Source organism: Citrobacter sp. RHBSTW-00017, from assembly GCF_013797615.1.
Taxonomy (GTDB): domain Bacteria; phylum Pseudomonadota; class Gammaproteobacteria; order Enterobacterales; family Enterobacteriaceae; genus Citrobacter; species Citrobacter braakii.
Map to the genome: position 1 here is coordinate 3,213,492 of NZ_CP056899.1, position 12,465 is coordinate 3,225,956.

12 protein-coding genes are annotated in these 12,465 nt (G+C 51.0%); 6 read left to right on the forward strand and 6 right to left on the reverse strand.

Annotated features, from left to right (window positions below):
• Positions 1–42 precede the first annotated feature (42 nt).
• Together HV037_RS15700 and yccS are read left to right on the forward strand one after the other, a co-directional pair.
• A complete protein-coding gene (locus tag HV037_RS15700) occupies positions 43–489 on the forward strand; it encodes a YccF domain-containing protein (RefSeq protein WP_103283683.1) in 447 nt (148 codons plus the stop codon).
• Positions 490–507: 18 nt separating this feature from the next.
• The gene (yccS, locus tag HV037_RS15705; RefSeq protein ID WP_103284452.1) at positions 508–2,661 is read left to right on the forward strand and encodes a YccS family putative transporter; all 2,154 of its coding nucleotides are present in this window, start codon (positions 508–510) and stop codon (positions 2,659–2,661) included.
• Here yccS and HV037_RS15710 read toward each other — a convergent pair.
• Positions 2,639–3,253 carry a TfoX/Sxy family DNA transformation protein gene (locus tag HV037_RS15710; protein ID WP_103283682.1) on the reverse strand — a complete coding sequence of 205 codons (615 nt, stop codon included), beginning with the start codon at positions 3,251–3,253 and terminating at the stop codon, positions 2,639–2,641. The two genes, yccS and HV037_RS15710, sit on opposite strands and share 23 nt — an antisense overlap.
• Positions 3,254–3,469: 216 nt before the next feature.
• Here HV037_RS15710 and sulA point away from each other — a divergent pair, with 216 nt between their 5' ends.
• Positions 3,470–3,979, forward strand: coding sequence for an SOS-induced cell division inhibitor SulA (gene sulA / locus HV037_RS15715; RefSeq protein WP_019076414.1), 510 nt, complete (start codon positions 3,470–3,472; stop codon positions 3,977–3,979).
• Between the two features lie 357 nt (positions 3,980–4,336).
• Positions 4,337–5,395 (forward strand): porin OmpA, encoded by a 1,059-nt coding sequence (gene ompA / locus HV037_RS15720; RefSeq protein WP_016156137.1) that lies wholly within the window; start codon positions 4,337–4,339, stop codon positions 5,393–5,395.
• Between the two features lie 98 nt (positions 5,396–5,493).
• Here ompA and matP read toward each other — a convergent pair whose 3' ends face one another.
• Positions 5,494–5,946 (reverse strand): macrodomain Ter protein MatP, encoded by a 453-nt coding sequence (matP, locus tag HV037_RS15725; RefSeq protein WP_103283681.1) that lies wholly within the window; start codon positions 5,944–5,946, stop codon positions 5,494–5,496.
• A 185-nt stretch (positions 5,947–6,131) separates the two neighbouring features.
• Here matP and HV037_RS15730 point away from each other — a divergent pair, with 185 nt between their 5' ends.
• Positions 6,132–7,892, forward strand: coding sequence for a Lon protease family protein (locus HV037_RS15730; RefSeq protein WP_016156136.1), 1,761 nt, complete (start codon positions 6,132–6,134; stop codon positions 7,890–7,892).
• A 68-nt stretch (positions 7,893–7,960) separates the two neighbouring features.
• Positions 7,961–8,479 (forward strand): bifunctional 3-hydroxydecanoyl-ACP dehydratase/trans-2-decenoyl-ACP isomerase, encoded by a 519-nt coding sequence (gene fabA / locus HV037_RS15735; protein ID WP_003035875.1) that lies wholly within the window; start codon positions 7,961–7,963, stop codon positions 8,477–8,479.
• 107 nt (positions 8,480–8,586) lie between these two features.
• Here the strand turns inward: fabA and rmf are convergent, their stop codons facing one another.
• The 4 genes from rmf to pqiA all read right to left on the reverse strand — a co-directional run bounded on the left by rmf (position 8,587) and on the right by pqiA (position 12,465).
• Positions 8,587–8,754 (reverse strand): ribosome modulation factor, encoded by a 168-nt coding sequence (rmf, locus tag HV037_RS15740; protein ID WP_003035871.1) that lies wholly within the window; start codon positions 8,752–8,754, stop codon positions 8,587–8,589.
• Between the two features lie 258 nt (positions 8,755–9,012).
• A complete protein-coding gene (pqiC, locus tag HV037_RS15745) occupies positions 9,013–9,576 on the reverse strand; it encodes a membrane integrity-associated transporter subunit PqiC (RefSeq protein ID WP_019076413.1) in 564 nt (187 codons plus the stop codon).
• Positions 9,573–11,213 carry an intermembrane transport protein PqiB gene (gene pqiB / locus HV037_RS15750; protein WP_003836843.1) on the reverse strand — a complete coding sequence of 547 codons (1,641 nt, stop codon included), beginning with the start codon at positions 11,211–11,213 and terminating at the stop codon, positions 9,573–9,575. The genes pqiC and pqiB overlap by 4 nt, the downstream gene beginning before the upstream one ends.
• Before the next feature lie 4 nt (positions 11,214–11,217).
• Complete coding sequence (pqiA, locus tag HV037_RS15755; protein WP_016152477.1) at positions 11,218–12,465, reverse strand: membrane integrity-associated transporter subunit PqiA; 1,248 nt, start codon at positions 12,463–12,465, stop codon at positions 11,218–11,220.

Consider the following 12,465-nt stretch of genomic DNA (forward strand, 5'->3'; position numbering starts at 1 on the left):
CAATTGCCGAACTCACAGAAAACCAGAGTTAACCGAGGGTTTATGCGTACTGTTCTGAATATTTTAAATTTTGTGCTCGGGGGATTCGCCACCACCTTAGCCTGGTTACTGGCTACGCTGGTCAGTATTGTGCTGATTTTTACTCTCCCCCTGACCCGCTCATGCTGGGAAATAACCCGACTCTCGCTGTTTCCCTACGGTAACGAAGCGATTCATGTCGATGAGCTTAATCCAGCGGGCAAAAACGTCCTGTTGAATACCGGAGGCAACGTGCTCAATATTTTCTGGCTGATTTTCTTCGGCTGGTGGTTGTGCCTGATGCACATTGTCTCCGGTATTGCCCAGTGCATTACGATTATTGGTATCCCGGTTGGCATTGCGAATTTCAAAATCGCGGCGATTGCACTGTGGCCGGTGGGTCGCCGGGTAGTGTCAGTTGAAGTTGCTCGCGCAGCGCGTGAAGCCAACGCACGTCGTCGCTTCGAATAATCAGGACCGATGGCCTTTATGTTAAGTCCTCTGCTCAAACGCTATACCTGGAACAGCACCTGGCTGTACTACGTGCGGATTTTTATCGCGCTTTGCGGCACAACAGCGCTGCCCTGGTGGCTGGGTGACGTTAAGCTGACCATCCCGCTCACGCTGGGTATGGTCGCAGCCGCGCTTACTGACCTGGACGATCGTCTTGCAGGTCGCCTGCGCAATTTGATCATCACGCTGGTGTGCTTTTTCATTGCCTCGGCCTCGGTCGAACTGCTCTTCCCATGGCCATGGCTGTTTGCCCTTGGGTTAACGCTCTCCACCAGCGGCTTTATACTGTTGGGGGGATTAGGGCAGCGCTATGCAACCATCGCCTTTGGCGCGTTGCTGATCGCCATTTACACGATGCTCGGCACCTCGCTTTACGATCAGTGGTATCAGCAGCCAATCCTGCTGCTCGCGGGCGCCATTTGGTACAACCTGTTAACCCTGACCGGACATCTTCTGTTCCCTATTCGCCCGTTGCAGGACAATCTGGCGCGTAGCTATGAACAGTTAGCGCACTATCTGGAACTGAAATCGCGTCTTTTTGATCCCGACATAGAAGATGAAAGCCAGGCGCCGCTGTATGATTTGGCTCTTGCGAATGGGCAACTGATGGCGACCCTAAACCAGACAAAGGTGTCACTGCTGACCCGCCTGCGCGGCGACCGCGGACAGCGAGGAACACGTCGCACGCTACATTACTATTTTGTGGCGCAGGATATTCACGAACGCGCAAGCTCCTCGCATATTCAGTACCAAACGCTTCGCGACCATTTCCGCCACAGCGACGTGATGTTCCGCTTCCAGCGCCTGATGTCGATGCAGGGGCAAGCGTGTTCGCAACTGTCTCGCTGTATTTTATTACGCACGCCTTATCAGCACGATCCGCACTTTGAGCGCGTCTTCACTCATATTGATGCTGCACTTGAGCGCATGCGCGCGAGTGGTGAGCCTGCCGACCTGCTCAACACGTTGGGATTTTTGCTGTCAAACCTGCGGGCCATTGATGCCCAGTTGGCTACCATTGAGTCCGAACAGGCTCAGGTACTTTCGCGCAATGAGTCTGAAAATCAGCTTGCCGATGACAGCCCGCATGGGTTCAGTGATATCTGGTTGCGTCTGAGCCGTAATTTCACGCCTGAGTCCGCCCTGTTTCGTCATGCTGTTCGCATGTCGATGGTGCTCTGCGTCGGCTATGCCATTATCCAGATAACCGGAATGAACCACGGGTACTGGATCCTGTTGACCAGTCTGTTTGTCTGCCAGCCAAACTACAACGCCACCCGACATCGTCTGGCACTAAGGATTATCGGCACATTAGTCGGGATCGCCATTGGGTTACCGATCCTGTGGTTTGTACCTTCTCTCGAAGGGCAATTGATCCTTCTGGTGATCACCGGCGTGTTGTTTTTTGCCTTTCGTAACGTCCAGTACGCGCATGCCACCATGTTTATCACGCTGCTGGTGCTGCTGTGCTTTAACCTGCTCGGTGAAGGTTTTGAGGTTGCACTTCCGCGCGTCATCGATACGTTGATCGGCTGTGCCATCGCCTGGGCTGCTGTCAGTTTTGTCTGGCCAGACTGGCGTTTTCGGAATCTGCCGCGAGTGATTGAACGGGCCACTGACGCTAACTGTCGTTATCTTGATGCTATTCTCGAACAATATCATCAGGGGCGTGATAATCGTCTGGCATACCGTATCGCCCGCCGTGACGCGCACAATCGTGATGCGGAACTTGCTTCGGTGGTGTCGAACATGTCGAGTGAACCGGATGTCACGGCCCAAACACGCGAAACGGCATTCCGCTTGCTGTGTCTTAACCATACGTTTACCAGCTATATTTCCGCCCTCGGCGCACATCGCGAGCAGTTAACCAATCCTGACGTCCTGGCATTGCTGGATGATGCCGTCTGCTATGTAGATGATGCGCTTCACCATCAACCTGCTGATGAGCAGCGCGTATACCAGGCGCTGGAAGATCTGAAGCAGCGAATTCAGCATCTCGAGCCACGTCCGGACAGTAAAGAGCCGCTGGTCGTACAGCAAGTTGGGTTACTGATTGCCCTGCTCCCGGAGATTCGGCGATTACAGCAACAAATTGCTGTGCTGCCATCTAATACCTCGGTTCCGGCGTAAGAGAACTCACCCACTCCACCAGCTCCTGGCGACGCGTCGCCGGGAGCGCGGCTTCATGCACCCCGTCAACCGCTCCTTCAAGGGCATAGAGTATTTTTACCGTTAAGGCAGGGTTATTTTGCCGAAGTTTCAACCAGCACATCTGAGCTCCCAACGATCGCAATGTCCCTTCATCCTTAATTCCTGCTTCATTTAGCAAGGTCTCCAGATGAAACGTCATATTCGGTAATTCCCGCAGGCGATGTTGTGCAAAGCGACTCTGTTTTTCCTTAACGGCTGCATCGAGTGAAAATTGTGATAGCGACACTAACTGCTGCTGGTTCTGCCACAGGGTATCGTTCACCTGGTAATAATTGAGTACAACCGGACGCCCGCGCTTGATAAATGTTAGCCAGACAGGAGAATTTTTTACACAGTACTGGGCGCTCTGCTCACAGGCGCGAAGATATAACTCACCGCTGGCAACCATGGCAAAGACCGTATCACCAACCGTCAGACTATAGCCGCCAAACAGTGAGCGGTAGTGAATTGTTCCCAGAGAAGCCAGATATTCTTGTGATTTATAGATTCTTGCATAAGACTTTTCTTTCATAAAAATCCTTTTAAATCATAACATAAGCAAATAATTTGCAGTAGCAGATCCGTTAATGACGAAAATAGGCAACTTATGCGTATGGGGCAAGATGAATTTTATTTTTCCCGTGATGATGACTAAAAATTGCGAACCTGTTTCCGAAAATAAGGTTGATCTTTATTGATGGCGGGGTTACTGTATATCCATACAGTAACTCACAGGGCTGGATTGATTATGTACACTTCAGGTTATGCAAATCGTTCTTCGTCGTTCTCTTCCGCATCGAGCAGCATTGCGCGCGTTTCAGCAGAGAACGCTACCGCTGGGCTTATCAGTGAAGTGGTCTATCGCGAGGACCAGCCCATGATGACGCAGCTCCTGCTGCTTCCCCTGCTGCAACAGTTAGGGCAACAATCACGCTGGCAGTTGTGGCTGACGCCTCAGCAAAAATTAAGCCGTGAGTGGGTGCAGTCGGCCGGGCTTCCATTGACCAAAGTCATGCAAATCAGCCAGCTCTCCCCCTGCAATACGCTGGAATCGATGGTTCGTGCGCTGCGCACAGGTAATTACAGCGTCGTCATCGGCTGGTTGACGGAAGAATTAACCGAAGATGAACATGCCGAACTGGTAAAAGCGGCAGATGAAGGTAATGCGATGGGGTTTATCATGCGTCCTGTTCGCGCTCAGTCACTTGCGGGGAGACAGCATTCTGGGCTAAAAATTCACTCGAATTTGTATCATTGAGTAAAATTAGGATTTATCCTGGAATTTTTTTTCATGTTTTAATTTGCCATTGAGCTGTAACGCGTTTTCCGGCTGAAGGCCTGTCTGAAGCGGTTTTCAGGAAATCTTCAGTACATTTATTCATCTATAAATGTTAAATATTGTGTACACAAGCCTTTTTTTTTCATATGCCTGACGGACTTCACACTTGTAAGTTTTCAACTACGTTGTAGACTTTACATCGCCAGGGGTGCTCGGCATAAGCCGCAGATATCGGTAGAGTAACTATTGAACTGGTCCCCGGGTGAAGGATTTAACCGTGTTATCTCTCTTCGGAGATATTCATGGCGAATTTTGGATGATAACGAGGCGCAAAAAATGAAAAAGACAGCTATCGCAATTGCAGTGGCACTGGCTGGTTTCGCTACCGTGGCGCAGGCCGCTCCGAAAGATAACACCTGGTACACTGGTGCTAAACTGGGCTGGTCTCAGTACCATGATATTGGCAACAACCAGATCAACAACTCCGGTCCTACCCACGAAAGCCAACTGGGTGCTGGTGCATTCGGTGGTTACCAGGTTAACCCGTACGTTGGTTTCGAAATGGGTTACGACTGGTTAGGTCGTATGCCGTACAAAGGCGCCACCGATGCTACCCACAATAATGGCGCTTTCAAAGCTCAGGGCGTTCAGCTGACCGCTAAACTGGGTTACCCAATCACTGACGATCTGGACGTTTATACCCGTCTGGGTGGTATGGTTTGGCGTGCAGACGCTAAAAACAACGAAGGCTTCAAAGACCACGACACTGGTGTTTCCCCAGTATTCGCAGGTGGCGTAGAGTATGCAATTACTCCTGAAATCGCTACCCGTCTGGAATACCAGTGGACCAACAACATCGGTGACGCGAACACCGTTGGCGGTCGTCCGGATAACGGTCTGTTGAGCGTTGGTGTTTCCTACCGTTTCGGTCAGCAGGAAGAAGCAGCTCCAGTAGTTGTTGCACCGGCTCCGGCTCCGGAAGTACAGACCAAACACTTCACTCTGAAGTCTGACGTTCTGTTCAACTTCAACAAAGCAACTCTGAAACCAGAAGGCCAGCAGGCTCTGGATCAGATGTACAGCCAGCTGAGCAACCTGGATCCGAAAGACGGTTCCGTAGTGGTTCTGGGCTTCACTGACCGCATCGGTTCTGACGCTTACAACCAGGGTCTGTCCGAGAAACGTGCTCAGTCCGTTGTTGATTACCTGATCTCTAAAGGTATTCCTTCTGACAAAATCTCTGCACGTGGCATGGGCGAATCCAACCCAGTTACTGGCAACACCTGTGACAACGTGAAAGCTCGCGCTGCACTGATCGACTGCCTGGCTCCGGATCGTCGTGTTGAGATCGAAGTTAAAGGTATCAAAGACGTTGTAACTCAGCCTCAGGCTTAAGTTATCGTCTTATGAAAAAACCCCGCTTTGCGGGGTTTTTTTTTCACTTTTTATCAATCAAAGCACGCCTGTACACAACACATTTAGCCATTCTGTGGTTATTCTTTTCCCAGCAGCGCCTGTAAATCCTGCTTCAATGTCGACATTTTATTCGCGTACATCTCTTTATGCTCTGCGTCTTCAATCAGTTGCACAATAGTTTCAGAAAGCGTTTTGCCGCGCCGCTGCGCAAGCCCCGCTAAGCGCTGCCAGACCATAAATTCCAGATCGATAGATTTCTTTCGCGTATGCTGATGCTCCGCGTTAAAGTGCCGCTTACGCCTCGCCCGTATGGTTTGTTTCATACGATTTAGCAGCGCAGAGTTCATGTGTTCTTCAATCCAGGTATTGACCCGAACCGGTTCATTTTCGAGGGTTAGCAACAAATCAACGGCTTCTTCGGCAGCGCTGGCCTCTACGTAACGGGTGATTAATTCCCCCTCACGATGCTTCTTCACCAGATACTTCCATTTCCAGCCGCTTTCAAGGTTTTCAAGTTGTTGATATTTCATTGCGATCTCAATGTTACCGTGTAACTCTTATCAGAATATCAGCTTTTTCGGCATCTGAAGAAAAGAATATCCAGCCTGTGAACTGTCGCGCGTCATCGCATTCGTTTCACAGCGCTTTCCACGTGTGCAGTGATGATGGTTACGGTATAATCTCGTTTTTTACAACAGACTAAAAAACATCAACTTTGACCATTACGAAACTTGCATGGCGTGATCTGGTTCCTGACACCGATAGTTATCAGGAAGTATTTGCACAGCCGCACGTCACTGACGACACCGATACCTTACTTAGTGATACTCAGCCACGTTTACAATTTGCGCTGGAGCAGCTTCTTCAGCACTGGACGACGTCTTCGTTCATGCTGGTAAAAGCACCGGAAGAGCTTGAGTACATCAACCTTATTGCACAGGCCGCGCGGCCTCTGCACTCGGATGCCGGAAGTCTCACCGGAGGTCATTATGATATCTCCGGTCACACTATCCGCTATCGTACAGCTGAGACAGCAGAAGACAATTTTGCGACATTAACCCAGGTAGTCTGCGCTGACTGGGTTGAAGCCGAACAACTGTTTGGCTGTCTGCGTCAGTTCAACGGCGAAATTACCCTACAGCCAGGCCTTGTGCATCAGGCCAACGGTGGTGTGCTGGTTATTTCGTTGCGCACGCTACTGGCCCAACCGCTGCTGTGGATGCGCCTGAAAGCCATTGTCAGCCACGAGCGTTTTGACTGGGTAGCTTTTGATGAGTCTCGCCCGCTGCCCGTCTCCGTTCCACCTATGCCGCTTAAACTCAAAGTGGTATTAGTCGGTGAACGTGAATCACTGGCAGACTTCCAGGACATGGAGCCGGAGCTGGCTGAGCAGGCTATTTATAGCGAGTTTGAAGATAATCTGCAGATAGTGGATGCCGAAACCATGACGCAGTGGTGTCAGTGGGTAACACATACCGCTACGCGCAACAATTTGCCCTACCCGGCCCCTGATGCCTGGCAAGTGCTGATCCGTGAAGCCGTTCGTTATACCGGCGAACAGGATACATTGCCGCTTAACCCGCTGTGGATCACCCGACAGTTCAAAGAAGTGGCCCCGTTATGCGAGGGCGAAACCTGCAACGCTGAGCAGTTCAGCCTGATGCTGACCCAGCGTGAATGGCGGGAAGGTTTCCTCGCCGAACGAATGCAGGATGAGATCCTGCAGGAACAGATCCTGATCGAGACGGAAGGCGAGCGTATTGGCCAAATCAACGCCCTGTCGGTGATTGAATTTCCTGGTCACCCCCGCGCGTTTGGTGAGCCTTCTCGTATCAGCTGTGTGGTTCATATTGGCGACGGCGAATTTACGGATATTGAGCGCAAAGCCGAGCTTGGCGGAAATATTCATGCGAAGGGTATGATGATTATGCAGGCGTTCCTGATGTCGGAACTCCAGCTTGAACAGCAAATCCCCTTCTCTGCCTCGCTGACCTTTGAGCAATCCTACAGCGAAGTGGACGGCGACAGCGCGTCCATGGCAGAACTTTGCGCATTGATTAGCGCCCTCGCCGACGTTCCTGTTAATCAAAGCATCGCCATTACCGGTTCTGTCGATCAGTTTGGTCGGGCACAACCTGTTGGTGGTCTGAACGAGAAAATTGAAGGCTTCTTCGCCATCTGTCAGCAGCGTGAGCTGACAGGCACACAGGGCGTTATCATTCCTTCAGCGAATGTCAGACACCTGAGCCTGCAGCCCGCTCTGCTTCAGGCCGTAGAAGAAGAAAAATTCACTATCTGGGCGGTGGACGACGTGACCGATGCGCTGCCACTGTTATTAAATCTGGTGTGGGATGGTGAAGGCCAGACAACGCTGATGCAAACTATCCAGGAGCGTATTGCTACGGCAACGCAGCAGGAAGGTCGTCACCGTTTTCCCTGGCCGCTACGTTGGCTGAACTGGATTATTCCGAACTGATCGGACTTGTTCAGCGTACACGTGTTAGCTATCCTGCGTGCTTCAATAAAATAAGGCTTACAGAGAACATGGTAGATAAACGCGAATCCTATACAAAAGAAGACCTTCTTGCCTCTGGTCGCGGTGAGCTGTTTGGCGCAAAAGGGCCACAACTGCCTGCACCAAGCATGCTGATGATGGACCGTGTCATCAAGATGACCGAAACCGGCGGCAACTTTGACAAAGGTTATGTTGAAGCTGAACTGGATATCAACCCGGACCTGTGGTTCTTCGGATGCCACTTTATCGGCGATCCGGTGATGCCGGGCTGCCTGGGTCTGGATGCCATGTGGCAGCTGGTTGGATTCTATCTCGGCTGGCTGGGCGGCGAAGGTAAAGGCCGCGCGCTGGGCGTAGGCGAAGTTAAATTCACCGGCCAGGTTCTGCCGACTGCGAAAAAAGTGACTTACCGCATTCACTTCAAACGCATCGTTAATCGTCGCCTGATCATGGGCCTGGCTGATGGTGAAGTGCTGGTTGATGGTCGTCTAATCTATACCGCAAACGATCTGAAAGTGGGTCTGTTCCAGGACACTTCCGCGTTCTAATCAAGGTCAGCTTAGCAGCCAGACATTAACGTCTATTCGTCTTGTCTGGTGGGCAAAAAGGCGAAACCTCCGCTCTGCGGAGGTTTCTTTTATCTAAAGAGACAGAATCAGGCCATTAAAACCCTATCCCCCATGGCTTCTCGCCAGCCTCCCAGCCAGTATGACCTCTGATTCAGCGTCTGATAGGGACACATTTCTTTTGAGCGTCCGGCAATGCCGGCCTGATATCCACGTTGATGTGCCCGTTCCAGGCGATCTCGTTTTTGTCTCTTCATGCCTCGTTTCCCTCATCTTTTGGGTCTGGTGGAAAAGAAAACAGTGATTACTAAGTGTGCAATCACACTAAAACGAATACCCCTAAACATCAGGCTCGTCAATGCGCAAAATTCACGCCAGTGTCATATTTGTGAGCTACCCGCAAAATCATTTGTACAAAAATAGTCTGTCAGAACAGCTATCTCCACGGCTAAAAAAATAAAAAAAACCGCCCCGGGCAATGAACCAGGGGCGGCATAATTTACAATTATTTAAGCTTAAGGGATGCGTTTCAGCTCCTGAGCCATTGCCGTCGCTTCCTGGCTCCAGACGTTGGCCAGAACCTTCACCATCTCATCGTAGCCGTCTTTAGTCTGTACAGCTTCAATGTGGAATGGACGCTTGATCAACTGCCCCTGGTGATTCAGCAGCCATTCACCGCTCACGATGACCTTACCATCGTACCGACCGTGGAAGCCGGTCACGGTAACGTTCAACGTGTCCTGAGTGCTTCCCAGCGGCTGCGAAGCGACAACCCAGCCAGGCAACTGCATACTGAGGTTCGTAACCAGGGTATTGCGCAATTGCTGATCTAAGGGGCTGGCCCAGAGATTATTATTCGCTATCACATATTGCACATCGCTGGTCTGGTAAACCACCCCATTACCCGCCAGATAGTCCGGGACCGCAATCTGTTCAACCCACAGCAGACGGTTACCCTGGTTAGCTGAGCTCTGTACGCCCCCTTGCGCGATAGGAAGCTGGTAATAGCTTTTATTTTCTCCGCTGGAGCTGCATGACGTCAGCCAGACCGCCATCATCGCCACTAGCCACTTTTTCATTGTTTCGCCCTCTTCGGCTCTGGATCTTTTTTGTCCTTCGCTTCAAATACCAGCGCATTGCTCTTATCGTTCAACGTTTTCAGTACCGGTTGCAGTTCTCGCAGCACCTGATCAAGACGCTGCATATCCGCCACCATCTTGTTGTAGGCGGCGGAACCCGGCTGGAAGCCCTGCATACTACGGTTCAGTTCGCGCAGCGTGTTCTGCATATCCGCCGGAAGATCCTGCATCGACTGACTGGACGTGATCTTATTCATGTTGTCCAGCGTGGTTTGCAGATGCTTCATCGTACGCTGGCTTTCCGACAACGTATTGGTCGCCTGCTCAATCATCGGGTTCAACGGCAGATTGTTAATCTTATCCAGCGCTTCCATCAGTCGCTGCTGGATCTGCGCCAGACCACCGCTCACGGTCGGAATAATTTGATAACCGTTAAATTCGCGCACACCGGTAATCGGCGGTTCTTTCGGGTAGAAGTCGAGATCGACATACAGAGCGCCAGTCACCAGGTTCCCGGTTTTCAGCGATGCCCGTAAGCCGCGTTTAAGCAATTCTGCCAGATGAGCGCCAACATCAGTATCTTCTCCCAGCTGTGCCTTCAGACGTTCTGGTTCGATACGTACCAGCACCGGAATGCGGTAATCATTGTTGAAGACCTGACGCATATTCGGTGAGAAGAAAGGTACTTTACTTACCGTACCCAAACGGATGCCACGGAATTCCAGTGGCGCGCCGGGCTGCAGGCCACGAATTGAATCTTTAAAGAACATCAGGTAATCAATATGATCGGTATACAGTGAATCCTGAATACTTTTTTGGTCGTCATAAAGATTAAACGCAGACTGCTGTGCGACCGGTTCGCCTTGTTCCAGCCCTTCTGGCACATCAAAACTTACGCCACCGCCAAACAGCGTGGAGAGAGAGCCCATTTCCACTCGCATACCTGCCGAAGTAAGATCCACGGCGATCCCACTGTCCTTCCAGAAACGCACATTGCTGGTCACCAGACGATCGTTAGGCGCATTGATAAATAGCTGGTAGCTAATCGTACGCTTTTGCGCATCAAATGTGCTGGTTTCAACCGAACCTACACGATAACCACGGAACAGAACCGGGTCGCCCGGGCTCAACTGACCGGCTTTTTTGCTGTCCAGAATCACACGGATCCCTTTCGCATCTGGCGGCGCCAGCGGCGGTGAATCCAGCAGTTGGTAATTTTCCAGCTTGCTGCCTTTATTGCCAGGCTGCAGTTCAATATAAGCCCCGGACAATAGCGTGCCGAGCCCACTGATACCTTCACGTCCAACCTGCGGCTTCACCACCCAAAAGACAGAATCTTTATGCAGCAGCTTTTCCATTCCGGAGTTAAGACGAGCTTTAATTTCCACATGGGTCAAATCATCAGTCAGGGTTGCGCTCTCGACGATACCGACATCCACGCTGCGGCTCTTAATCGTCGTTTTACCCCCTTCAATACCTTCGGCATTGGTAGTAATCAGCGTGACTTGTGGCCCCTGATGACTGTAGTGATAAAACAGGACCCACGCGCCAATGAGGGCAGTGACTATAGGGAATATCCACACGGGCGACCAGTTTTTTACCTTTTGCACTTTGGCTTCCCCACTTTTAGATTCCATGCTGTCAGGACTCCTCATGATCTGGTTCACGGTCCCACGACAGACGGGGATCAAATGTCATCGCAGAAAACATTGTCATAATGACGACTAAAGCAAACATCAAAGCACCCATTGCAGGATAAATGTTCATTAACCCTCCCATGCGCACCAGCGCAGAGAGTACGGCAATTACAAAAACGTCGATCATTGACCAGCGACCGACAAATTCTACAACCTCGTAAATTAAATGCATTCGTTCACTGTCGCGTTTGCCGTGCCCTTTGGCATCCCAACACAGCCAGGCAATGGCGATCATTTTCAACGTCGGCACCATAATACTGGCGATAAAGATAACCGCAGCCACCGGGTAAGAGCCTTCGCTCCAGATTAAAACCACGCCCTCGAGTATCGTTGAAGGCAGCTTTGACCCGAGCAGATCGGTGATCATGATCGGCAGAATATTGGCAGGAAGATAAAGCATGATCGACGTAAACAGTAATGCCAATGTCCATTGCAGACTGTTTTTACGTCGCACATAACCTTTCGTCTGACAGCGTGGGCATACCAGCTCGTCTGCCGGAAGAATAGCGGTGCAGCAGGAACAGGAACGCAATCCTTGTCGGATGCCGGGCACACCAGGCTTTAATTCCTGCTTAATGGCTGGCATAGGGGCAATATCATCCCACAGCCAACGGCGATCCACACACTGGAAAGCCCGCAACTGGAGCATACAAAACATGCACCACGGGATGAAGCTGCTGCCCACGCCGATATCGCCGTAGGCCATCAGCTTAACAAAGCTCACCAGCACACCCGCGAGGAAAATTTCTGCCATTCCCCAGCTTTTTAACTGAAACAAAATACGCGCCAGCCATGTTTTAAGCCGCTCAGGCATATGAACCCGATTCACCAACAGCAAAATGGTCAACAAGCAAAAAGCGGGAACCAACTGAACGAATAAGATAAAGAAGGTACCGAGGCTGGCGTAATCTTCCGAAAAGAGAACGCTGGGAATTTGCAGCAGCGTCACTTCGCTGCTCACCCCCGCAACATTCATATTCACAAAGGGAAAGAGGTTTGACAAAAGCAGCATAAATAATGCTGCTAACACATAGGCGGTAGGACGCTGCCGTGGAGCGTCCCACTCAACCGTTAACGTAGTGCCACATCGTGGACATGCCGCTTTCTGACCATGCTCAAGGCGAGGTAACGCCACCAGCATGTCACACTGCGAGCACAGAATATGCTTCGCGGCATGGTGATGTTCGCACAT

What these genes read in the sequence shown, in the direction of transcription:
- fabA (WP_003035875.1), top strand. Translation starts at nt 7,961, where the DNA reads ATGGTAGATAAACGCGAATCCTATACAAAAGAAGACCTTCTTGCCTCT.
- sulA (WP_019076414.1), top strand. Translation starts at nt 3,470, where the DNA reads ATGTACACTTCAGGTTATGCAAATCGTTCTTCGTCGTTCTCTTCCGCA.
- rmf (WP_003035871.1), bottom strand. Translation starts at nt 8,754, where the DNA reads ATGAAGAGACAAAAACGAGATCGCCTGGAACGGGCACATCAACGTGGA.
- HV037_RS15710 (WP_103283682.1), bottom strand. Translation starts at nt 3,253, where the DNA reads ATGAAAGAAAAGTCTTATGCAAGAATCTATAAATCACAAGAATATCTG.
- pqiA (WP_016152477.1), bottom strand. Translation starts at nt 12,465, where the DNA reads ATGTGCGAACATCACCATGCCGCGAAGCATATTCTGTGCTCGCAGTGT.
- HV037_RS15700 (WP_103283683.1), top strand. Translation starts at nt 43, where the DNA reads ATGCGTACTGTTCTGAATATTTTAAATTTTGTGCTCGGGGGATTCGCC.
- matP (WP_103283681.1), bottom strand. Translation starts at nt 5,946, where the DNA reads ATGAAATATCAACAACTTGAAAACCTTGAAAGCGGCTGGAAATGGAAG.
- pqiC (WP_019076413.1), bottom strand. Translation starts at nt 9,576, where the DNA reads ATGAAAAAGTGGCTAGTGGCGATGATGGCGGTCTGGCTGACGTCATGC.
- ompA (WP_016156137.1), top strand. Translation starts at nt 4,337, where the DNA reads ATGAAAAAGACAGCTATCGCAATTGCAGTGGCACTGGCTGGTTTCGCT.
- pqiB (WP_003836843.1), bottom strand. Translation starts at nt 11,213, where the DNA reads ATGGAATCTAAAAGTGGGGAAGCCAAAGTGCAAAAGGTAAAAAACTGG.
- yccS (WP_103284452.1), top strand. Translation starts at nt 508, where the DNA reads ATGTTAAGTCCTCTGCTCAAACGCTATACCTGGAACAGCACCTGGCTG.